The sequence below is a fragment of the Leclercia adecarboxylata genome (genome assembly GCF_006171285.1).
GTDB lineage: Bacteria > Pseudomonadota > Gammaproteobacteria > Enterobacterales > Enterobacteriaceae > Enterobacter > Enterobacter barmai.
This window is the reverse complement of sequence record NZ_CP040889.1, coordinates 4564095-4585594: the sequence shown is the minus strand read 5'-3', so window position 1 is coordinate 4585594 and position 21500 is coordinate 4564095. Positions and strand designations below refer to the sequence as shown.

The 21500-nt window shown below is 55.5% G+C and carries 18 protein-coding genes and 2 pseudogenes; 17 read left to right on the top strand and 3 right to left on the bottom strand.

Translation table 11 applies throughout. The features are described 5' to 3' along the window. Positions 1 to 2 precede the first annotated feature (2 nt). Positions 3 to 1247 carry an MASE1 domain-containing protein gene (locus FHN83_RS23790; protein WP_139565157.1) on the bottom strand — a complete coding sequence of 415 codons (1245 nt, stop codon included), beginning with the start codon at positions 1245 to 1247 and terminating at the stop codon, positions 3 to 5. Between the two features lie 233 nt (positions 1248 to 1480). Here FHN83_RS23790 and FHN83_RS23785 point away from each other — a divergent pair, with 233 nt between their 5' ends. Next, on the top strand, positions 1481 to 2095 hold the full coding sequence (locus FHN83_RS23785; RefSeq protein WP_139565156.1) for a Fic/DOC family protein: 615 nt from the start codon (positions 1481 to 1483) through the stop codon (positions 2093 to 2095). On the opposite strand, the gene FHN83_RS23780 is transcribed toward FHN83_RS23785, so the two are convergent. Both FHN83_RS23780 and FHN83_RS23775 read right to left on the bottom strand, forming a co-directional pair. Next, on the bottom strand, positions 2092 to 2238 hold the full coding sequence (locus tag FHN83_RS23780; protein ID WP_138369021.1) for a hypothetical protein: 147 nt from the start codon (positions 2236 to 2238) through the stop codon (positions 2092 to 2094). The two genes, FHN83_RS23785 and FHN83_RS23780, sit on opposite strands and share 4 nt — an antisense overlap. Positions 2239 to 2374: 136 nt before the next feature. Next, on the bottom strand, positions 2375 to 3910 hold the full coding sequence (locus tag FHN83_RS23775; protein WP_139565155.1) for a methyl-accepting chemotaxis protein: 1536 nt from the start codon (positions 3908 to 3910) through the stop codon (positions 2375 to 2377). A gap of 344 nt (positions 3911 to 4254) precedes the next feature. Here FHN83_RS23775 and FHN83_RS23770 point away from each other — a divergent pair, with 344 nt between their 5' ends. The 16 genes and pseudogenes from FHN83_RS23770 (at position 4255) to FHN83_RS23690 (ending at position 21376) form a co-directional block, all read left to right on the top strand. Beyond that, a complete protein-coding gene (locus FHN83_RS23770; RefSeq protein WP_139565154.1) occupies positions 4255 to 4794 on the top strand; it encodes an adenylate kinase in 540 nt (179 codons plus the stop codon). Positions 4795 to 4904: 110 nt separating this feature from the next. Further along, complete coding sequence (locus FHN83_RS23765; RefSeq protein WP_139565153.1) at positions 4905 to 5900, top strand: LLM class flavin-dependent oxidoreductase; 996 nt, start codon at positions 4905 to 4907, stop codon at positions 5898 to 5900. Next, complete coding sequence (locus FHN83_RS23760; RefSeq protein WP_139565152.1) at positions 5897 to 7018, top strand: M20 peptidase aminoacylase family protein; 1122 nt, start codon at positions 5897 to 5899, stop codon at positions 7016 to 7018. The genes FHN83_RS23765 and FHN83_RS23760 overlap by 4 nt, the downstream gene beginning before the upstream one ends. Before the next feature lie 15 nt (positions 7019 to 7033). Next, positions 7034 to 9305: pseudogene (locus FHN83_RS28720) on the top strand (NtaA/DmoA family FMN-dependent monooxygenase). Between the two features lie 9 nt (positions 9306 to 9314). After that, a pseudogene (locus FHN83_RS23745) lies at positions 9315 to 9822 on the top strand (GNAT family N-acetyltransferase). 9 nt (positions 9823 to 9831) lie between these two features. Continuing rightward, positions 9832 to 10755, top strand: coding sequence for an amino acid ABC transporter permease (locus FHN83_RS23740; RefSeq protein ID WP_138369014.1), 924 nt, complete (start codon positions 9832 to 9834; stop codon positions 10753 to 10755). Continuing rightward, on the top strand, positions 10739 to 11512 hold the full coding sequence (locus FHN83_RS23735) for an amino acid ABC transporter ATP-binding protein (RefSeq protein WP_139565150.1): 774 nt from the start codon (positions 10739 to 10741) through the stop codon (positions 11510 to 11512). The genes FHN83_RS23740 and FHN83_RS23735 overlap by 17 nt, the downstream gene beginning before the upstream one ends. Before the next feature lie 9 nt (positions 11513 to 11521). Continuing rightward, positions 11522 to 12409 carry a transporter substrate-binding domain-containing protein gene (locus tag FHN83_RS23730; protein ID WP_139565149.1) on the top strand — a complete coding sequence of 296 codons (888 nt, stop codon included), beginning with the start codon at positions 11522 to 11524 and terminating at the stop codon, positions 12407 to 12409. A 43-nt stretch (positions 12410 to 12452) separates the two neighbouring features. Further along, positions 12453 to 13073, top strand: a complete 621-nt coding sequence (locus FHN83_RS23725; protein ID WP_039028694.1) for a glutathione S-transferase family protein — start codon at positions 12453 to 12455, stop codon at positions 13071 to 13073. A 32-nt stretch (positions 13074 to 13105) separates the two neighbouring features. Further along, positions 13106 to 13336 (top strand): tautomerase PptA, encoded by a 231-nt coding sequence (gene pptA, locus FHN83_RS23720; protein WP_138369011.1) that lies wholly within the window; start codon positions 13106 to 13108, stop codon positions 13334 to 13336. A gap of 313 nt (positions 13337 to 13649) precedes the next feature. Continuing rightward, complete coding sequence (locus tag FHN83_RS23715; protein ID WP_139565148.1) at positions 13650 to 16163, top strand: type VI secretion system Vgr family protein; 2514 nt, start codon at positions 13650 to 13652, stop codon at positions 16161 to 16163. Beyond that, the gene (locus FHN83_RS23710) at positions 16160 to 18295 is read left to right on the top strand and encodes an effector protein Tle3 domain-containing protein (RefSeq protein ID WP_139565147.1); all 2136 of its coding nucleotides are present in this window, start codon (positions 16160 to 16162) and stop codon (positions 18293 to 18295) included. The genes FHN83_RS23715 and FHN83_RS23710 overlap by 4 nt, the downstream gene beginning before the upstream one ends. 9 nt (positions 18296 to 18304) lie before the next feature. Beyond that, entirely contained in the window at positions 18305 to 19012 is a 708-nt protein-coding gene (locus tag FHN83_RS23705; protein WP_139565146.1) for a T6SS immunity protein Tli3 family protein, read from the top strand. 3 nt (positions 19013 to 19015) lie between these two features. After that, on the top strand, positions 19016 to 19723 hold the full coding sequence (locus tag FHN83_RS23700; protein WP_139565145.1) for a T6SS immunity protein Tli3 family protein: 708 nt from the start codon (positions 19016 to 19018) through the stop codon (positions 19721 to 19723). Further along, positions 19710 to 19994 (top strand): PAAR domain-containing protein, encoded by a 285-nt coding sequence (locus tag FHN83_RS23695; protein ID WP_419146398.1) that lies wholly within the window; start codon positions 19710 to 19712, stop codon positions 19992 to 19994. Before FHN83_RS23700 ends, FHN83_RS23695 begins: the two co-directional genes overlap by 14 nt. Continuing rightward, positions 19994 to 21376, top strand: a complete 1383-nt coding sequence (locus FHN83_RS23690) for a hypothetical protein (RefSeq protein ID WP_255296467.1) — start codon at positions 19994 to 19996, stop codon at positions 21374 to 21376. Before FHN83_RS23695 ends, FHN83_RS23690 begins: the two co-directional genes overlap by 1 nt. Positions 21377 to 21500 lie beyond the last annotated feature (124 nt).

The following is a 21500-nucleotide window of genomic DNA, read 5'->3' as shown; positions in this document are numbered from 1 at the left end:
CGTTAACTCTCCTCCTGCGGCGTGGGCTGAAACAGGCTTCCTTTATCCTCAGACCAGAATGCCACAATCACCGGGCGATCCCTGTCCGCCATCAGCAGCATATTTCGCTCTGTTATCGCCACGGGCGGGTGGCCTGCAAGGGTCAGCGTAAAGCGAAATCGTTCGGCGACCGGCTGGCCTTTTGCCGTTGCCTGCCAGCGGGCGGCCATTTGCGCCTGCTGTTCCGGGTCGGGAATGCGGGAGAGCAGCGCCTCCCGGCTGTTAACCGGGGCTAATGCCGCGGCAAGTGTCGGGTCAGCATGGGGATCCCACACCAGCCTGCCGGTCTCAGGATCGAGGGAGTAGGCAATACTCCGGGCCTGAATATCCCTTTGCCGGTGCGTTTTCTGGGCGCGGATAAAGACCAGCAGCAGGGCGGCGGCGGAGAGGTAGCACTGCGCCAGCAAAATCGACTCTTCAGCCGTCAGGCGGGCGAGCCAGAAGGGACCGGTTTCCCGCCAGGAGGCGTAGATCACCACCGCGCTGAACAGGATAAACGCCAGCGACGCCAGGCGATTACCGCACACCACGGTGGTGGCGGTGAGCAGAATCAACGGCAGGCAGGCCAGAGAGTAGATCAGGGCGATATTATCGCTGCGGTCGGGCACCTCGCTGAAGATAAACAGCGTGGCCAGCAGGATCGCGAACACCAGACAAACGCCCCCCAGCGACTCGCGCCGCGGGTCTTTATCCGGTGCCAGCAGACCCATCAGTGGCGGCGTAACGAACAGCGTGCCGGTAACGTTGGCGCTCCAGGCGAGCCAGAACCACGCCATCTGCAGGGTGCCCGCAAGGTAAGAGAGCCAGACCACGCCCGCCAGCGCGCTCAGGGTGCTGAAGACAACCGTGGCAATGATCCAGTTGACGATTTTGTGCAGCCGATCGTAACCCCGGGAGAAGTGGCGCACCGACCAGGCGATACCCAGATGGCTGAGGAGTGAAAACGTCCCCAGCACCAGTGACACGTGAAACGTATGGTGGAAGGTTATGCCCAGTGCAAGACGGGCGATAAACAGCACCAGCCCCAGCGCGAGCCACAGTTTTTTAGCGGTAAGCAGAAAAGCGGCGACGGCGACGCCAGATGGCAACCAGATAAAGGCGGTCCGGATGTCGGGGCCGTCGAGGAAGAGCGAGAGCCAGCCCAGCAGATAATAGAGCACCCCCCAGGCGAGCAGTGAGCACGCTAACGTCAGTTTCTCTGCATTCATTCAGGGCCCCCGGCGGCGATCGTCGCTATAAAAAGATATGACCTTTTCGCCGGGTTAGCCATTTTTGCGGCGGTGGTGAGTCGTCAGGAACAGGGCGTAAGATATCAGGCCACGCAGCGACCATTCACTGAATCGCGGTAGATAAGGTGAATCTAAAACGCTACGATCGTTCGATTACCATCCAGATCATGCAGGATGCAACGTTGTGAATTTATTGGAGGGGAGGTTATTGCTTGCCAAAATATGAACTTAATTCCGCTGAAGAGCGTTACCAGCCTGGCTCAGATGACTCGGTTCTGGTGAACAGGTTAGGGATCATTGATGCCAGTGAAATGGATGCACTGGAGTCCGGCTTATTGCTGTTGCTGTATGAACAGTTGTTTATCGAAGACCGACCAACTGCACCGCTGACTTTTGAACATATCCGGGAGTGGCATCGCCAGTGGCTGGGGAATGTTTACGATTGGGCCGGGAGATTGCGCAATGCCAACCTTAGGAAAGACGGTTTTCAATTTGCCGCAGCCGACAGGATCCCTTTACTGATTGCTGGCTTTGAGAAGCAGTTTCTTACCCGTTCCGATGGACTAAAATCCCTGACTCGTATTGAGCTGGTGAAGTATCTGGCTGAATGTCATGTTGAGTTTATTTTAATCCATCCATTCAGAGAGGGTAATGGGCGTCTGTCGCGCCTACTTTGCGATGTACATTCGGTTCTGGCGGGAAAAGGCGTACTGGATTACAGCCTGTGGGACGAGCATAAAGATTTCTATTTCAGAGCTATCCAGGCCGGTGTAGCGGGGAACTACAGCCCAATGATGCAACTGGTTAACGATATTTTGCCCGATTAACGGGCGAGACCAACGGCTTTAGCCTGAGCCAGATTCTGTTTGAGTTGCTGTTCAATTTTTTGCACAGACACGCCTGTTTCGATCGCTGTTGAACTGGCAACGGAACGATAAATTTGGGCTTTTGTGACGGTTTTTTTTCTCATGCCAGTTACCTTCTGAACTATTCTGGAAATTCCAGGGATGAACTTAACCTTTAGCAAGGTGGTTCGTCAATTTACCCTGGTCCAGATACCACTTCTCTTAATATTAGGGCGAAAATACATTTTCGCCCCCACGATCTTAGCCCCCGAACACCGCAATCGCCTGCTGCAGGCGGGTGGTGCGCTGGGTCAGGTGGTTAGCCGCCTGGGTCACGTGCTCCACCATCCCGCTGTTGTTGTGGGTCATCACCCCAATACGGGAAATGGATTCATTAATCAGGCTCAGGGCCTGGGTCTGCTCCTGGGTGGCGTGTCCAATCTCTTTTATCAGAGCCGACATGTTCAGCACGTTGCCAATCATAGTGGTCAGCTGGGTTTCGGTCTGCTCCACCATATCCACCCCGGCATTGACGCTGGCGACGTTTTTCTCGATCAGCGCCGCGATCTCTTTCGCCGCAGAGGCTGAGTGCTGGGCCAGGTTACGCACTTCTGCGGCCACCACCGCAAATCCGCGTCCGGCTTCACCGGCGCGGGCGGCTTCCACCGCGGCATTGAGCGCCAGGATGTTGGTCTGGAAAGCGATACGGTCGATTACCGCGATGATATCCACAATCTGGCCGTTATCGCGCGAGACAGACTGCATCACGCCGATGGTCTGCTTCATCACCGCCTCGCCGCGGTAGGCGCTGGCGCTGGTCTGGTCGGCCATCTGGATCGCCTCTTCTGCGGTTTCGGCAGTCTGCTTAACCGCGCTGGCAATCTCTTCTACCGCGGCGGCGGTCTGCTGCAGATCGTCCGCCGTCTCCTCCGAGCGGGCCTGCAGCGCATCGCCTTCTTGCGCCACCTGCTGGCTGATATCGCGGATGCCGCCGATCTGCGCCCCGACATCATCCACCAGCGAGTTGAGGTTTAAGCCGGATTGATTAACCAGCCGCATCATTAAGCCTAATTCATCGACGCGATCGAAATGGCTGTGATCCGTTTTGCGACCCGAAACCACACGCTGCATCTGTTTTACGATGGTTTTTAACGGCTGACAAATCTGGTTGTTAAGAAACAACCCAAGCATAATAAACAGCAGCGCCAGCGCCGCTGTCTGTATTATCCCGGCAGGAAGAAATAAAGGAACGGCGAAAGTGAGCAGGGCAGTAATCCCAAGGGCGTAATTAACGCGTTTCGTGATGCTGAGCCGTTTAAATAGTGAAAGAAAAGAGAGAATACCCCGACGTACCAGCACCCCTTTATAAAAACGGTGGCCTTTTAACTCATTATTTCGCACCCGCTCGTAAAGCGCTTCACTGGCGTCAATCTCGTGGCGCGAGGGTATATTTCGCACCGAGATATAACCGGTCAGGGCGTCATTTTGATAAACCGGCGTCACGTTGGCCCGCACCCAGTAATGATCCCCGTTGTGACGACGGTTCTTCACCATGCCGGTCCAGCTCTCGCCCTGCTGCAGGGTAAACCACATATCGCCGAACGCCTCCGGGGGCATATCCGGGTGGCGGATCACATTATGGGGCTCACCAATAAGATGTTCTTCTTTATAACCACTGGCATCAATAAAGGCTGAATTCGCGTACGTAATATGACTTTGTGTATCGGTGGTCGACATTAAGGTCGAGCCTTCGTTAAGCAAATACTCGTTTTGTGTAACGTGAATGTTACGCCTCATGAATAACTCCGGGTGATGTCTGAGTAAAGTAAAGCCGCCCAAAAAGAGTTCAGGCAAGAGAAAATTGTTATTTTTAAAAAGAACGGACGGCGTATTCTCCACAAAATCTAATCAGTTGGATAGCGTCACAATTAACTATTTTTTATCTGTTAACGGCATCTGATGTAATAAAAATGCAATCAACAAAGCGCAGATATAAAGGCCAGCGGGGAATAACCCGACTTAAGCCAAATATAAAGGAATTAATGGATCCATGACAAAAACCGGACTACCAGAAATAGCGTTTCATTAACACTGATTAAACATTATGATATTGACCCCGTTATCCGATCCGCGATGAAACGATGAAAATTAATATTATTGGCACCAGCGGCAGCGGAAAAAGCACCCTGGCCCGCAGAATTGCCGCCGAACTGGCGCTTCCCTGTATCGAAATGGACACCCTGTACTGGCGCCCTGACTGGCAGGGCACCCCGGATGACGTCCTCTTGGCGAAGCTGGAGACTGCCCTCAGCGCCAGCCCCGGCTGGGTGCTGGACGGCAACTACAACCGCACCCGGCCCGTGAAGTGGCGTGAGGTCGATCTGGTGGTGTGGGTGGATTACGGCTTCGCCCGCACCCTGCGCCAGGCGGTGGCCCGCGCCGCGAAACGCGCCTGGACGCAGCAGGAGCTGTGGCCCGGTACCGGCAACCGGGAGAGCTTTCGCCGCTCCTTCTTTAGCCGTGATTCCATCCTGCTGTGGACCATCAAAACCTGGCGCAGCAACCGGGCGCGCTATGAATCTGACATGCATAACCCGAACTATGCCCACATCCGCTTCGTGCGCATCACCTCCCGCCAGCAGGCCGACGCCCTGATCGCCGGGCTACGTTCTTCGCTGTAATCCAGTGCTGTATATCTGAAATCCGGCAAACCAAATGTAAATTAATTGTTTCTCAGAGGTGAAATCGCCCTTTAATAATGGCGACATGTTTAGTCAAACGAGATTGCAACATGTCCTGGCGAATCAGCATTCTGGATAAAAGTCCTGTCGCAGAACACGAAACGGCCGCCGATGCGCTGGCGCGCACCTTAAGCCTGGCGCAGCAGGCCGAAATCCTGGGTTATCACCGCTTCTGGATTGCCGAACACCACAACACACCTCAGCTGGCGAGTCCGTCGCCGGAGCTGCTGATTGCCTGGATCCTGGGGCAGACGCGTCGTATTCGCGTCGGCTCCGGTGGGGTAATGCTGCAACACTACAGCCCGTACAAAGTGGCGGAAAACTTCAACCTGCTGGCGGCCATCGCACCCGGTCGCGTGGATCTGGGCGTCGGCAAAGCGCCCGGCGGTCTGCCGCTCTCGACCCGGGCGTTACAGCTCGGCCTCAGCCAGCAGGAGAAGGGCGATTTCGCGTCCCAGCTGGCACAGCTGAACGGCTGGATCAACCCGACGTCACAGGAGGAGGCGGTTCGCGCCACCCCGCAGCCGCAGGTGCCTGCGGCGGGCTTCCTGCTGGGAGCCAGCACGGAGAGCGCGCGCCTCGCCGCCAGCCTCGACTGGGACTTCGTTTTTGCCGCCCATCTGAATGACGATCCCGATTTGCTTCGCGAGGTGATTGCCACCTGGCGCGCCCACAGCGCCCGGGAGGTGATTGTCGCGGTGCAGGCCATCGTGGCCCCAACCCAGGAGCAGGCCGAAGCGCTGGCAAGCGCAGTAGAAGTGTGGGGCGTTGAGCTTGCTAACGGCCAGCGCGTAACCGTCGCCAGCGAAGAGCAGGCTTACGCCTTTGCCCGTCAGGCGGGCAGCGAGCCGCTGCGTATCGCCCGTCGCGCCCAGTCTTTACTGGCAGGCACCGCCGAATCCGTACTCGAACAGCTGGAGGCGCAGCATCAGCAGTGGGGCATTGATGAGTTCATCATCGATACCCCGGTCGCCGACGGCGCGGCCCGCGTGCAGTCCCTGCGACTGCTGGCCCAGGCCCGACAACTGCGGGAGGTGGCGGTATGAACCTCGAACAACAGCTGATCGCCTGGCGCCGCGAGCTGCACCAGAACCCGGAGCTCTCCGGCGAAGAAGTGGAAACCACCGCCCGCCTGCGTCAGTGGCTGGGAGATGCCGGAATTAAGGTTCTGCCTTACGACCTGGCGACCGGCGTGGTGGCAGAAGTGGGCAAGGGCGAAAAACAGATCGCCCTGCGGGCGGATATTGATGCCCTGCCGATTGAGGAGCGCAGCGGCGTGGCCTTCACCTCTCAGCGCGCCGGCGTCATGCACGCCTGCGGCCACGACGTTCACACCAGCGTGATCCTCGGCGCGGCTCTGAAGCTAAAAGCGCGGGAAAGCGAGCTTAACGGCAGGGTGCGGATCCTGTTCCAGCCCGCGGAGGAGAACTTCGGCGGCGCGAAAAGCCTGGTCCGCGCCGGAGCCCTGCGCGACGTCAGCGCCATTTTCGGCATGCATAACGAACCGGGCTTGCCGGTGGGGCACTTTGCCACCCGTGGCGGGCCGTTCTACGCCAACGTCGACCGCTTTGTATTTCGCATTACCGGCAAAGGGGCGCATGCCGCACGCCCGCATGAAGGTAACGACGCCATCGTGATCGCCAGCCAGCTGGTGACCGCGCTGCAAAGCGTCGCCAGCCGCAACGTTAACACGCTTGATTCGGTGGTGCTGAGCGTGACGCGCATTACCGGGGGCAACACCTGGAACGTCCTGCCGGAAAGCGTCGAGCTGGAAGGCACCCTCAGAACCCATCGCACCGAAGTGCAGCAGAACGTGAAGGCCCGGGTGGCGGAGATCGCCGCCGGGTTCGCCAGCGCCTTTAACGCGCAGATCGATATCACCTGGTACGCCGGGCCCACCGCGCTGGTCAACGATGCGACCTGGGCCGAGTTTGCCACCTCGGTGGCGCGGGAGACCGGCTACGAAACGCAGCAGGCCGAGCTGCACATGGGTGGGGAGGATTTCGCCGTCTACCTGCAGCAGATCCCCGGCGCCTTCGTCAGCATCGGCAGCGCCAGCCAGTATGGTTTGCATCATCCGGCCTTTAACCCGGACGAAGCCTTAATCGAACCCGCCGCGCGATACTTCGCCCGGCTTGCGGAAAAAGCACTGAATCAACTTTAAGGGTAAGGAGTTAATATGTCCGCAACACGACAGCTGCGTCTTGGCACCATATTGCACGGCGCTTCGGGGAACATGTCGGCCTGGCGTCACACGGCGGCTCCCGCCGATGCCAGCATCAATTTTGAATTCGTCAAAGAGACGGCCCTGAAGGCCGAAGCGGGCAAGCTCGACTTTATCTTTGTCGCCGACGGCCTGTACATCAACGAGAAGTCGATTCCGCATTTCCTCAACCGCTTTGAGCCCCTCACCGTGCTGTCGGCGCTGGCGACCGTCACCTCACGGCTGGGGCTGGTGGGGACCTTGTCCACCTCCTACAGCGAGCCTTTCACCGTGGCGCGCCAGTTTGCCAGCCTCGATCACCTGAGCAACGGCCGGGCAGGCTGGAACGTGGTGACGTCGCCGCTGGAAGGGTCGGCGAAGAACTTCTCCCGCGACAAGCACCCCGAGCACGCCCTGCGTTACCGCATCGCCGATGAGTATCTCGACGTGGTGAAAGGGCTGTGGGATTCCTGGGAGGGCGATGCCTTTGTGCGCAACAAAGAGACCGGGCAGTTCTTCGACCCTGAAAAGCTGCACACCCTCGATCACCACGGTGATTTCTTTAAGGTCGCCGGGCCGCTGAACATTGGCCGCACCCCACAGGGCAGGCCGATCGTCTTCCAGGCCGGGGCCTCTGACGACGGCAAAAAGCTGGCGGCGAAACATGCCGACGCCATCTTCACCCATCATGAAACCTTTGAGGAGGCCCAGGCGTTCTGGCACGACGTGAAAAGCCAGCTCAAACAGCATGGTCGTCGGGATGACGAGCTGCACATCTTCCAGGGGGTGAGCGTCATTGTCGGAAACGATGCCGACGACGTGGAGGAGCAGTACCAGACCACCGCGGCGCTGGTCTCGATCAACGATGCCCTGAACTATCTTGGCCGCTACTTCGAGCATCACGACTTCAGCCAGTACCCGCTGGATGAGGCCTTTCCGGATATCGGCGATCTCGGCAAAAACAGCTTCCGCAGCACCACGGACGAGATCAAACGTAACGCCCGGGAGCGCAACTTAACCCTGCGTCAGGTGGCGCTGGAAGCCGCCTCGCCGCGCCCGCGTTTTTCCGGCACCCCAGAGCAGGTGGCCGACGGCCTGCAGCAGTGGTTTGAAGGCTATGCGGCGGATGGCTTTATCATCCAGGGCGGCACGCCGGACACCTTCCCGCGTTTTGTTGACCAGGTGGTGCCGCTGTTGCAGGCGCGCGGCCTGTTCCGCACTGAATATCCCGGCACCACCCTGCGTGAGAGCCTGGGGTTAGAGCAGCCTGTAAATCAGTTCACACAACAATAATGAAATCTTAAGAGAACCTGCTATGAAAAAATCATCGCTTATTCTGGCGCTCGCGCTGGCCTTTACTCCTGCCGTCTGGGCAGAGAACGTCAATATTAACGGCACCGGGGTGAGCCTCGAGGCCAACAAAACGCCGATCAACACCGCAAAAAACCCGGAAGCTATCGCCCAACTCCCGGCCAGCTTTAAGCCGGTGGTGCCGGGAAAATTCACCGTGGCGATTGCCGGGCTCAGCCAGCCGCCGCTGACGGTGTTTGCCGATGACAACAAAACCCTGATTGGCAGCGAGGCCGATATTGCCCGTCTGGTGGCTGACAGCCTCGGGCTGGAGCTGAATGTGGTGCCGACCTCCTGGGAGGACTGGCCGCTGGGCGTGACGTCCGGGAAATACGACGCGGCGATCAGCAACATCACCGTCACCAAAGAGCGCAAAGAGAAGTTCGACTTTGCCACCTACCGTAAAGACTCGCTGGGCTTCTACGTGAAATCCACCAGTCCAATCAAGAAACTTGAGACGGCGGAAGACATCGCCGGGCTGCGGATCATCGTGGGCTCCGGCACCAACCAGGAGGCGATCCTGCTGGCGTGGGATGCCGAAAACCAGAAGAAGGGGCTGAAGCCGTTCACCCCGATCTACACCAAGGATGATGCCGCCCAGACGCTGGCGCTGCAGTCCGGCCGCGCGGACGCCTACTTTGGCCCGAACGTGATTGGTGCCTGGAAAGCAGCCCTGAACGGGAAGACCAAACTGGTGGGCAGCGTGGACGGCGGCTGGCCGAAAGCGGCGCACATCGCCGTGACACTGAAAAAAGGCAGCGGCCTGGCTGAGCCGGTGCAGACCGCGCTCAACGGCGTGATCAAGAACGGCGACTACGACAAGGTGCTGAACCGCTGGGGTGAAGGCGTGGAGCGCATCCCGAATTCAGAAGTTAACCCGGCTGGCCTCGGCGACTAAGGAGATCTCATGAGCGACCTTTTTCGTGACGTTTCGCCGGAGGACACCGATCTTCAGCCCATTATCGAGGGGCTGTTCGGCGAGTACGCGGCGCTACGGCGATTACTTCTCTAAAGATGCTGAGGTGGAGCTGACCGAGTGGTATCTGGCGCCTCAGGGGCTGTTTATTGTGCTGGAGCGCGACGGAAAAATTATCGCCACCGGCGCATATAAACCTTTCGATGCGCAGACCGCCGAGATCAAACGTATCTGGACCGACAAATCCCTGCGTCAGCAGGGGCTTGCCGCCCGGGTGGTGCAGGAGCTGGAGCGGCGGGCGGTGCTGGCCGGCTACAGCCAGATCTACCTCACCACCGGCTTTCGCCAGCCGGAAGCGGTACGGCTCTACCTGAGCCAAGGCTACGCGGCGCAGTTCGACCTGTCCCGCGACCCGGAAGAGTACAGCCAGCCGCCGTTCGATGGACGGCTGCGCTTCACCAAAACGCTGGTACGCGAAGCGTTCAGTAAATCGGCATGAGGAACGACAATGAGCAACGTTGAAACCATCAAAGTGGTCCCGGCGCGCTACCCGCTGCGCACCGCTGGCGCCGTTGTCGCGCTGTTTGTCCTGGCGGTGGTCATCCAGTCGGTGGCCTTTAATCCGCGCTGGGAATGGGCGGTCTTTGCCCGCTGGTTCTTTGACCCGGTGATCCTCGAAGGGGTGGGACAGACGCTGCTGCTGACGCTGATCGGCACCGCCCTCAGCGTGGTGATCGGCGGCATGCTGGCGCTTGCGCGGCTCTCCTCCTCGTGGCTGCTGAGCAGCCTGGCGTGGGGCTATATCTGGCTGTTCCGCTCCCTGCCGCTGATTGTGGTCCTGATCATCCTCTACAACTTCTCCTATCTGTACGACACGCTCTCCCTTGGCGTGCCCTTTACCGGCATCACCTGGGGCAGCTTTGAAACGATCAACGTACTGGGGCAATTCTCCACCGCGGTGGTGGGGCTGACGCTGGTGCAGAGCGCCTATACCGCGGAGATCATTCGCGGCGGCTTCTTAGGGGTCGATCACGGCCAGTACGAAGCCGCCGCAGCGCTGGGTTTACCGGCATCGCGTCGCACCCTGCGCATCATTCTGCCTCAGGCGCTGCGCACCATTCTCCCGGCCGGATTCAACGAAATCATCAGCCTCGCCAAGGGCACGGCGATGGTGTACGTCCTGGCGATGCCGGAGCTGTTCTACACCATCCAGATGATCTACAACCGCACCCAGGAGGTGATCCCGCTACTGATGGTCGGTGCCGTCTGGTATCTGGTGATCACCACCGTGCTCTCCGCCATTCAGCATCTGGTCGAACGCGGTCTGGCCCGCAGCGAGCGCCGCTCGGCGGTGAACAGCACCCGCGCCACCCGCAGCCGTTCCGTTACCACCCAATCGACACAGGAGCCCGTCCATGCAAGCCTCTCCTGAAGGACATATTTCCATTACCGGCGTAAGCAAGTTTTTTGGCCGCCACAAGGCGCTGGATAACGTCTCTCTGGAGATCCCCCCGGGCTCGGTAACGGTGATCCTCGGGCCGTCCGGCTCGGGTAAATCGACGTTGCTGCGCACCATCAACCACCTTGAGCGCGTGGATGAAGGCTTTATCCAGATTGACGGGGACTACATCGGCTATCGCCGGGAGGGCAACACGCTCTACGAGCTGAAGGAGAAGGCAATTCTCAAGCAGCGCGTCAACGTGGGCTACGTGTTCCAGAACTTCAACCTGTTCCCGCATCTGACGGTGCTGGAGAACCTGATTGAGGCCCCCATCGCCCACAAACAGTTGAGCCGTAAAGCGGCCATCGAGCGGGCTTACGATCTGCTGGACGTGGTGGGGCTGCGGGATAAAGCCGACGCCTGGTCGCGCCATCTTTCCGGCGGTCAGCAGCAGCGGATCGCCATTGCCCGCGCTCTGGCGCTGCGCCCACGGGTGCTCCTGTTTGATGAACCGACCTCGGCGCTGGACCCGGAACTGGTGGGCGAAGTGCTGGACGTCATCAAAAAGCTGGCCCGCTCCGGCACTACGCTGGTGGTGGTGACCCATGAGATTGGCTTTGCCCGTGAAGTGGCGGATCAGGTGGTGTTTATGGTCGACGGCAAAATCGTCGAGCAGGGCAGCAGCGACGAGGTGTTGAACCGTCCGTCCCACGCCCGAACGCGGCAGTTCCTGTCAAAAGTGCTTTGAGGAGAAAAGATGAAAAAGGGAGTACTGGCGTTGTTACTGGTGGCCTCTGCAAGCCACGCGGAGATTGATTTAAAGGCCAACGAGCAGCCGCTGCCGGTGACGGTAGACCCACAGGCGGTGGCGAAGATCCCGGCCAGCTACAAGTTTGTTGAACCGGGAACCTTAACCGTGGCGATTTCGGCCCTCAACTCGCCGCCGCTGGCGCTGCTGGCCAGCGACAACCGCACCCGCATCGGCAGCGACCCGGACATCGCCCGGCTGCTGGCGGGCAGCCTCGGCTTAAAGCTCAAACTGGTGCCGACGGCGTGGGAGGACTGGCCGCTGGGCATCACCTCCGGGCGCTATGACGTGGCGCTGGTGAACATTGCGGTGACCGAGCAGCGTAAACAGAAGTTTGATTTCGCCACCTATCGCGTCGATAACCTGGCCTTCTCGGTGAAATCCACCAGTGACGTGCAGACGATCAAAAACGCCGCCGATCTGGCGGGCAAGAAGGTGATTGTCGGGTCCGGCACCAACCAGGAACGCATCCTGCTGGGCTGGAACGAGGAGAACAAAAACGCCGGGCGTGAGCCTGCGCTACCGGTTTACCTGACTGACGACGCCTCCGGCAATCTCTATATTCAGTCCGGCAGGGCGGATGTGTTCTTTGGCCCGCAGTCGGTCTCGGCCTATAAAGCGGCGCTAACCGGCAAAACAAAGGTGGTGGGGCTGGGGCCGAAAAAAGCCTATGTGGCGACCACCACCAAAAAGGGTAACGAGCTGGTGTATGCCTTACAGGCCGCGCTGGACGGGGCTATCCAGCGGGGTGAATACCAGCAGGTGCTGGCGCGCTGGGGCGAGCAGGGCGAAGCGGTGGCGCAGTCGGTGGTCAATCCGCCGGGGATCACCTACTGATGCTGCTCTACACTTAGGGTTTTGACCCGCAAGTGGAGAGAGCATGATTAAAGTCTATGGCGTACCGGGCTGGGGCTCAGCCATCAGTGAGGTGATGCTGACCCTGGCCGACATTCCCTATCAGTTCATCGACGTCGAGGGTTTCGATAAACCGGGTGCCACGCGAGAGCTGCTGGAAAAACTCAATCCTCTGTGTCAGGTCCCGACCCTCGAGCTGGAAAATGGCGAGATCATGACGGAAACGGCGGCGATCGCGTTGATGATCCTCGACCGCTGTCCGGAGCTGGCGCCCCCGGTCGGACGCGCGGAGCGTCAGCAGTTTCAGCGCCTGCTGATCTGGCTGGTCGCTAACGTTTATCCCACTTTTACCTATGCGGATTACCCGGAGCGTTGGGCGCCGGATGCGCCTGACCAGTTGCAAAAAAACTGCATTGAATACCGTAAATCGCTCTATCTGTGGCTGGATAATCACCTGAAGGCCGCCCCCTATGCCTTTGGCGAAGAGATCACGCTGGTGGACTGCTACCTGTGCGTGATGCGCATCTGGGGACCCCGCCCGGACTGGTTTGCCGCCAACACGCCGAACATCACGGCGATTGCCGATAGCCTGTGCAAGCTCCCGAAACTGCACAAGGTGCTAAAAGACAACCACATTCTCTGCTAGTCTGGAATGCACATTCAAAAGGAGCCCTGCATATGCCACACGTTGATATCAAATGTTTTCCCCGCGACCTGAACGACGAACAAAAAAGCGCCCTGGCGGCGGATATCGCCGAGGTGATCACCCGTCATTTGAACAGTAAAGATCGCTCCATCTCCGTGGCCCTGAACGAAGTTCAGGAAGCGGACTGGAAAGCGCAGGTCTGGGATACGGAGATTGGCCCGAAGCTGGATGAGCTGATTAAGAAGCCGGGTTATTCGATGTAAGTGCTTTGCCGGGCGGCGGCTACGCCTTGCCCGGCCTACGGGTTCCGTGCCCGTGTAGGCCGGGCAAGCGCAGCGCCGCCCGGCGAATGGAACTGCCGATTAAAAGAATCTATTCTTCATTTTTTATTTATATTACGTGGGACGTCGCTTTTTTTATATTCTCGCAATAATTCAATTATATTTATAATATCAATTTGGTGAATCTTTTTTTATTTTTATGGTATTTGATTTTGCATGGCTGAATCATTTTTTAAAGACAGGTCTGGGATTATTATATGAAATAAACCCACCGTTTATTAAAGGATGTTCGACTATGGCAGGGAAAACCGAAGCGGTTCAGCAGCAGGCCACCTTAAACCGATATTTATTATATATACCCCATAACAAAAACATTATTCCTGATGTTCATTCATTAACAGGAACAGAAGGATTAAGCGAGCCCTGGCGCTATACCATCCGCTTTACCAGTCCGGACCAGAATATCGCCATTGATGGCGTTCTTAATCAGGTAGCCGAATTCATTCTGCGTGCCCCGAATCCGAAAGCAGCATGGCAAGGGGAAATGCCCTGGCTGCCGGTAAGACAGCTTAATGGCACGATCACAAAATTTTCCCGCCTTAAATCTTCCGGCGATGAAGCGCTGTATGAGTGCGTGCTGGAGCACGAGCTGGCGTTGCTGGACAGAAACTATCGCTCCGCGGTGTACATGAATATGACTGTTCCGGAGCTTGTCACGAAGTTGATGAAGGATAGCGGCTATTTTGAAGGCTACAACATCGATTTTGATCGGCTAAACCACGATTACCCGCGTCGGGAAATGATCATCCAGTGGAAAGAAACCGATTTACAGTTCATTTGTCGATTGCTTGCGGAAGTGGGGATCTGGTTCCGCCTTGAGAATCACGAAAAAGTGAAGGCGGAAACCGTCGTTATTTTTGGCGATTCTGACAGCCGATATATTTTCAGCGACAAACCGATACCCTATGTCCGCTATTCCGGCATGACCAGTTACGCCGAATACATCACCGATCTGGAGGAGCAGCACGCGCTGATCCCCAAAAACGCGTTGGTTCGCAGCTACAACTATCGCGATCCGCAATCGCCGCAGGCGGATAAAACCATTGAAATGAGTGATATCCCTCAGGGGGTAACCTCAGGACAGCATTATCACTATGCCGATAACTATCTTGCAGAGGGGGATTTTTATGGCAAAGAGGCTGAAACTGCCACGTTCTACGCGCGGCTTCGCTATGAGCGTCTACTGAACGAGCAGAATGTCCTGGGAGCCACAACCAGCGATCCTGAGCTTCAGCCAGGTTTAGTGTTTCAGCCCACAGGGCCCATCCCGGACGGGTTTAGGTCCGGATTTTTGATAACCACAATGACTATACGTAGCAGCCGAGCAGAACATTATCGCGCCGTACTGACAGGCATACCCCACATCCACGGCTACAGCTACCGCCCGAAGTATTTATCCCGACCGGTGATAGCCGGGACAGTGCCTGCCAGAGTCGCGGCGATCGGAGGGGACAAAACCTATGCCGGGCTTGATGCTCAGGGCCGCTACCGGGTGAAGTTTGACTTTGACCTGGATGAGAAGCGTGATGGGTTTGAAAGCGCTCTGGTACGTCTCGGCAGGGCTTATGCCGGTGACACCTTTGGCATTCACTTTCCGCTGCTTGACGGCACTGAGGTGGCTATCGGTTTTGAAGGCGGCGATCCGGACCGACCCTTTATTGCCCATGTTATGCATGATGGCAGCCATCCGGATTTGGTTACCAACCGCAACGATACCCGCAATGTGATCCGCACTGCCGCTTTCAATAAGATCCGTCTTGAGGACCGGCGCGGTCAGGAACATATCAAGATTTCCACAGAGTACGGCAAAGGGCAATTAAGTCTGGGTCATCTGGTCAATGCTGATGGAAAAAAACGCGGAGAAGGCGTGGAAGCCCGTACCGACCACTGGATGGCGCTGCGTGCCGCCAAAGGAGTGATGATCACCACCGAGGCCCAGCCGCGCGCAGCAGGGAAACAGCTGGATATGGCGGCCGCTATTGCGCAACTGGAGAAAGCCCTGACGCTGGCGATGACCCTGCAACAAAGTGCGCTGACGGCGGGGGCCAGTAATGTCGAAACCGACCAGCAGAATGCGCTCAGCCAGGCGCTGAGTCACCTCTCACAACCCGGCATTCTGGCGTATGGCGAAAATGGCATTGCGCAGATCACGCCGGACTGTCTGCAAGTGTCTGCCGGGAAAGACCTGATTGCCACGGCAGGCAGCGATGCCAGCGTGAATGTGGTGAAAAAATTCTCGCTGGCCGTGGGGGAAAAAATCTCCCTGTTTGCCCGCAAAGTCGGGATTCAGATGATTGCCGGAGCGGGGGATATCACAACCCAGGCGCAGCGCGGCGAAATGCACCTGCTGTCACAGCAGGATTTCACGCTAACCAGCACCGCCGGGAAGATGAACGGCAGTGCCAGAGAGGGCATGCAGTTTGTCTGCGGCGGGGGCGGGATCCGCATCAGCCCAAATGGACTGGTCACGATCTTCTCGCCCACCGGAATTGAACTGAAAGCCCCGAGCCTGAAATACGACGGTCCTGAAAGTGTGTCGGGACAACCGGCATCCTTTGAAAAGGGCGCCTTCAAGCTGCGCTACAGGCTGCACGCGGGGGATGACCCGGAGCAAATTCTGGCTAATAAAAAATTCAGGCTGACAAATGCGTCGGGCCTGATGTTGGAAGGCATCACGGACAGCAACGGCCATTCAACGTTGCTCGATGCTGACGATCTCGACAGTTATAAAATGGAGCTAATGGAATGAAGGAGACAAAGACCAGACCCTACGCCCCGAGGGTGGTTTCGGAGGGCGATATTCCGGTACATAAAAGTCTGGGCGAAGTTGCCCAGACGCGAAGTGTCGGGGTGCCGCGCCCGATGCCGGGCATTGTGATTCTGGTTCACGGTGTGAACGACGTGGGGGAGGCCTACCAGAATCAGGAGAGGGGAATTCTTCAGGGACTGGGGAAACGGCTTAACCGGCAGGATTTTTACGCCCACGAATGGAAAGACTACCGAATCACCGCTCCGGGTCGTTCACCCATAATCCCGTTTTACTGGGGATATAAACCGGTGACATTTGACGACTACCGGGAAGACCAGAAGCGCTATCGGGAAGAGGTCGGCAAGCTGAGTGATAACGCCCGTCTGCCCTATGATGCGTATCAGGAACATAACCTGGAGAATAAAAAGGCGCTGGGTAATGACGGACAAGGGCCGTTTAAGTACCAGAACGATAACTTCAAAAATGTTCTCGATATGCACTTTGCCAAAAATGGCGGGACCTTTGCTAATGCCACCACCACTATCCCGGATATGTTAGGGCCGGGTGCGGGTGGGTTCGGTGTGGCCGCAGCGGGATTTGCGTCTTTGCACTTCAATGGAGGTGACTTTACGCATCCCATTTATGAAAACCCGCACCGCATTTATCAGTTTTTTGCCGCTCAACGACTGGCGGATTTGATTATTCAGATACGAAGTGAGCCTGTCACAGAGAAGGATGTGATTAACGTAGTTGCTCATAGCCAGGGAACTATCATCACTATGCTGGCAAATATGTTGGTGAAACAAGCCGGATATGATCCGGTTAACTGTGTCATTCTTAACCATTCCCCGTATTCGCTGGAATCGCGCGTGGCTGAAAACATGCAGCCCGGATATCAGCAGACCAACGCGGCCAGACAGAAAACCTTCAAAAACTTCTGCAACCTTATGTATACGAAATGGAAAGGTGGCGGAAAAATGTCAGAGGATGAATTACTGGCGCTGGAAGCCTCCTGTACCCTGCGTAAACCTTCCGATAACCCGCTGCGAACCGATGACCGGTATGGCCGGAGCAATGACGGCAAGGTGTACAACTATTTTTGCCCGAACGACGGCGTCGTGTCGCTGGAGAATGTGCAGGGGTTCGGCTGGCGGGGCATCCCTCAGAAAATAGCCCGTGATATTCCTAATCTGTATCAGCGCGTCTTTTACCAGCACGGTGAGGTGGGAAAAGCCCCGGACGCAAATCCTTTTAAGTTACCGCCACAAAAGGAGGGGGATGCAGAATATGCATTCCTGACGAACAGCAGTTATAACTTTCGTGATGTGGTCATTAACGGCGAGGAATTACCGGAGCCGTTTACGTTTAAACTCCAGGGGCAGGATAACCGTCCTGATAAAGATCCAAAAACCAGTGACAAACCCTATACCTATTATATCGATCCGGATAGTCCGGACGCTTACATCTCCTATTCCGCCAAAGCCAGCGCTATTAAGCGCACGGACTGTGCAATGTATATGCTCAACAGCTATCAGCGTATTAGCTGGAAACCGGGGCATGTCTTAACGCGCGATGAACTTGAGATTGAAAGTATTGCCCGGAAACACACAGTCATTGAAGGGAAGGTTACGGGTTCAAAAGAGTACCCGGTGCTGTCTGTTACCTGGTTAAAAACCCGTGAAGAGCTGGAAAAAGAGTGGCAGAAAACGGATCCGGTAGGGTACAGCCAGCACTCTTCCATTGTGATGAGTGAATTTGCGCCGTCTCAGGCGATGGCCTTTGACCTGGCGATTGGACAGTGCAAATCGTTTGATTATAAAGCCGGGAAGTTCTGGGAAGAGTTGTTGCATCGTGCAGACTGGCGAGATCCTTTAAATGGATTTCCTGCTGCTAAAGAATATTATCGTTCCGGACGACTGCCAGATGTCTCGACAAAAAACTTAATGAATAAACCAGATGAAGTGCTGCCTAAAGGTATTTACGGTGTGGAGAATGATTTTGCCGGTATCCGGCCGCGTGTACGTAATCCAAGGAATATTGATATGGGTATTGTCAGGTTGGAAGACTTCCAGGAAGTGAAGTTATTGCAATGGGAAATGCCAAAACCTAAAAGTGACAGCCAGTTGGCTTAAGGATTGAGCATGAAAGGACTATGTATAGTTTTCGCAGTGGCCACTATTTTACTGACTGCTGATAGTTTCGCGAAAGAACCACCTACGCAGGTGGTTTATCGGTTTGATGATCATCGTTACCTTGAGCTGAAAGGCTGGGATTGCGAAGGCGAACTCTGGTATACAGACACCCGAAAAAAGATTCGTTCACAAATTTTCTCGCAATTTTATCGTCTATTTACCCGAAAATTTATCCATCCTTCAGAACGTTATATTGCAATAACTGGTTGGGGCGCAGATGGCTTTCGCGTATCGAAGGATTATGGAAAAACCTGGACAGGTGTGCGCTTTGCGCCAGGTCATAATGAACCGAATGGGGATGATTATGCGCCCTATGAAGATGTTCTCTCTTTTACCGTTGTCAACGATCAGGGCTTTTTGCAGACCAAACATCGGCTCTATATGTCGTCAAAGCCGTTTGAAGATCCGCGCATACTGCCTGGTGGGCCGGGGATTAAATTTACCGTGGATGATGGTATGGGAAGCACAGTAAATGGGAAGCTAGAGCCACGCTCACCAGGGTGGTCGTGGGGGATGATCTACATGACTAAGCAAGGACTTGAAAACAGTACACAGCAATTCAAGACGAACTGGCAAGGCTTACCCGACAAAGTTCCTGAAGTGAAGGGTTACACCGGCTGGGATCGTATGCGCTGTGACATGGATGCGGGGCGATAAATAATGAAAGGACTTTGTATTGTTTTCGCAGTGGCCACTATTTTACTGACTTCTAATAGCTTCGCGAAAGAGCCGCCGACGCAGGTAGTTTATCGGTTTGATGATCATCGTTACCTGGAGCTTAAGGGCTGGGGTTGTGAAGGGGAACTCTGGTATACCGATACAAAGCGGGGCATTCATTCACAGCCTTACTTTCAGTTTTATCGAATATTCACCCGCAAATTTATTCATCCTTCAGAACGTTATATTTCTATCCCAAACTGGGAGGTAGATGGATTCCTTGTTTCGAAAGATTATGGCGAAACCTGGAGGGCGGTTGGCTTTGCTCCCGGACATAATGAACCGAACGGGGATAACAGAGCGCCTGCCGAAGATGCCGTATCTTTTACCGTTGTCAACGATCAGGGCTTTTTGCAGACCAAACATCGGCTCTATATGTCGTCAAAGCCGTTTGAAGATCCGCGCATACTGCCTGGTGGGCCGGGGATTAAATTTACCGTGGATGATGGTATGGGAAGCACAGTAAATGGGAAGCTAGAGCCACGCTCACCTGGGTGGTCATGGGGGATGATCTACATGACTAAGCAAGGACTTGAAAACAGTACACAGCAATTTAAGACGAACTGGCAAGGCCTACCCGACAAAGTACCTGAAGTTAAAGGCTACACAGGCTGGGATCGTATGCGCTGCGACATGGATGCAGGACAATAAGGAGATAAAAATAATGAAAGGTATAATTCGATTAAATGACCCGCTGGTAAGCGGTGGAAAGGTAACAACAGCCTCTGGTGCAGACTTTATGGGTAAGCCCGTGGCCCTGAGAGGTGATTTTGTGCAATGCCCGACGCACAAAGGGACTTTTCCTATCAATGAATGTCATCCCACCTGGACTATGCACGGCAGAGGGGTTGTGGTGGATGGTTGTCATGCGGCCTGTAGCTGCGAAATCAAAAGTACCTTGCCTGTTGCGGGGGCTTCGTGATGAAAGCGTGGTGGTTATACCCTAAACAGCCAGACGCAGATACAGATGTGCCCGTCGCGGTTATTATTGCCTTATATGTTGTTGCCACTGGGGTGGGTCTGTTGATCAGAGCATTAACCTGGCCTGAAAAGGAACATGTTACGGGCATTTTTTTTGTGCCTTCAGTTATTCTTCCCATCTGCCTGGTTTCTGTATTGGTTTATACAGCCTTCATGTTTCATAACGCCAGTATTCACTATTTTGAAACCCGTAAATTCATTGCAAAAGAACGGGAAATTAATTTACAAACCTATGCCCGGAAAAATATAGCTATTGCATCCTGGTCTGCAATTACTCCGCTGGAACATCCGGCGCTAAATATGTTGAAGCTGGAAGGGGAGTTTCCGCTTGCACCAAAAACACCGGTTAAAATTCAGCTGGAAGCGTCGTTCGACCAGACCCGTAATGAACAGATATTTAACCGTCTACTGGCCCCAATGGCTGAAAAGCTAAAGGGAAATAATTATCGCGTTCTTGAAGTCGTAGTCTGGGTTTGCGGGGGGAATGAAGCTTGCGTTGACGAATTGAAACGCTCGCTGGAACGGTTAGGTGTGGTTCCTACCAATACCTGCAACATTGAGTACAGTACGGAATGCCCCGATTACTCGCTTATCAACAAGTGGGTCAACCTGTCGGATTACAGGGTTGAAAACCGGTTAATCGTTATTGTTGATTTGCATGAAGAAGACCGCGAATCAAAGCGGATGGAAAATGCGAGTGCATACCTGCTAACCAATCATTATGTCCGGGTAGAAGGTGAAAAACCGGTTTATATGTATCAGCCCATGGCCGGTGTGGCAGACGTTGAGGAAAAAATGCCTGTCTATCTGGAGGCAGGATCGGTACTTACACCGAAAACGCTCTGGCATACTGGTCTGTCGCGCACTGAGAAATACCCGTTAATGCAGGCTCTGGATGAAAGGGGGCTGGCAGCGGCGCGGTTGGATGTAGATGCCTCTTTCGGTGAAAAGAGTGTCGGGTATCGATGGCTGGCGCTGGCGATGGCCGCAGATGCGGTAAAATATGCCCAAGGGGAGCAGTTGGTAGCTTCTTCAGAAAAAAACAAATTTAGTATTACTGCGCTTTCTTCCCAGAAGACCAGTATCCCTGCAAACCTCGAATGGGGGAACTGGAGTACTCCAATTATGCCTTCGGTTATGGCTGCATTTTTCTGTGTAATTTCACTCTTTGCGTATCACATTAGTTTCTCAGATAAAAATGACCCGCTATCTCTTTTGGGGCTTATTGCGAGTATCTTCATCCCTTTCGTCGGGTTTATTAGTACAGGTTGCTTAGCGTTTTTTTTAAAAACCAATGAAGCTTATAGGGAAATGGGATATTAGTGTGCGGTTCTATCACGAGGAGTGTTTCCCGGGTTCAGGCCGCAGCCTGGATTTGCCGGGTGGCGGCTACGCCTTGCCCGGCCTACACGGGCACGGAACCCGTAGGCCGGGCAAGCGCAGCGCC

What these genes read in the sequence shown, in the direction of transcription:
- FHN83_RS23775 (WP_139565155.1), bottom strand. Translation starts at nt 3,910, where the DNA reads ATGAGGCGTAACATTCACGTTACACAAAACGAGTATTTGCTTAACGAA.
- FHN83_RS23715 (WP_139565148.1), top strand. Translation starts at nt 13,650, where the DNA reads ATGGCAGGGAAAACCGAAGCGGTTCAGCAGCAGGCCACCTTAAACCGA.
- FHN83_RS23765 (WP_139565153.1), top strand. Translation starts at nt 4,905, where the DNA reads ATGTCCTGGCGAATCAGCATTCTGGATAAAAGTCCTGTCGCAGAACAC.
- FHN83_RS23770 (WP_139565154.1), top strand. Translation starts at nt 4,255, where the DNA reads ATGAAAATTAATATTATTGGCACCAGCGGCAGCGGAAAAAGCACCCTG.
- pptA (WP_138369011.1), top strand. Translation starts at nt 13,106, where the DNA reads ATGCCACACGTTGATATCAAATGTTTTCCCCGCGACCTGAACGACGAA.
- FHN83_RS23690 (WP_255296467.1), top strand. Translation starts at nt 19,994, where the DNA reads ATGAAAGCGTGGTGGTTATACCCTAAACAGCCAGACGCAGATACAGAT.
- FHN83_RS23725 (WP_039028694.1), top strand. Translation starts at nt 12,453, where the DNA reads ATGATTAAAGTCTATGGCGTACCGGGCTGGGGCTCAGCCATCAGTGAG.
- FHN83_RS23780 (WP_138369021.1), bottom strand. Translation starts at nt 2,238, where the DNA reads ATGAGAAAAAAAACCGTCACAAAAGCCCAAATTTATCGTTCCGTTGCC.
- FHN83_RS23760 (WP_139565152.1), top strand. Translation starts at nt 5,897, where the DNA reads ATGAACCTCGAACAACAGCTGATCGCCTGGCGCCGCGAGCTGCACCAG.
- FHN83_RS23695 (WP_419146398.1), top strand. Translation starts at nt 19,710, where the DNA reads ATGCAGGACAATAAGGAGATAAAAATAATGAAAGGTATAATTCGATTA.
- FHN83_RS23735 (WP_139565150.1), top strand. Translation starts at nt 10,739, where the DNA reads ATGCAAGCCTCTCCTGAAGGACATATTTCCATTACCGGCGTAAGCAAG.
- FHN83_RS23730 (WP_139565149.1), top strand. Translation starts at nt 11,522, where the DNA reads ATGAAAAAGGGAGTACTGGCGTTGTTACTGGTGGCCTCTGCAAGCCAC.
- FHN83_RS23790 (WP_139565157.1), bottom strand. Translation starts at nt 1,247, where the DNA reads ATGAATGCAGAGAAACTGACGTTAGCGTGCTCACTGCTCGCCTGGGGG.
- FHN83_RS23710 (WP_139565147.1), top strand. Translation starts at nt 16,160, where the DNA reads ATGAAGGAGACAAAGACCAGACCCTACGCCCCGAGGGTGGTTTCGGAG.
- FHN83_RS23740 (WP_138369014.1), top strand. Translation starts at nt 9,832, where the DNA reads ATGAGCAACGTTGAAACCATCAAAGTGGTCCCGGCGCGCTACCCGCTG.
- FHN83_RS23700 (WP_139565145.1), top strand. Translation starts at nt 19,016, where the DNA reads ATGAAAGGACTTTGTATTGTTTTCGCAGTGGCCACTATTTTACTGACT.
- FHN83_RS23705 (WP_139565146.1), top strand. Translation starts at nt 18,305, where the DNA reads ATGAAAGGACTATGTATAGTTTTCGCAGTGGCCACTATTTTACTGACT.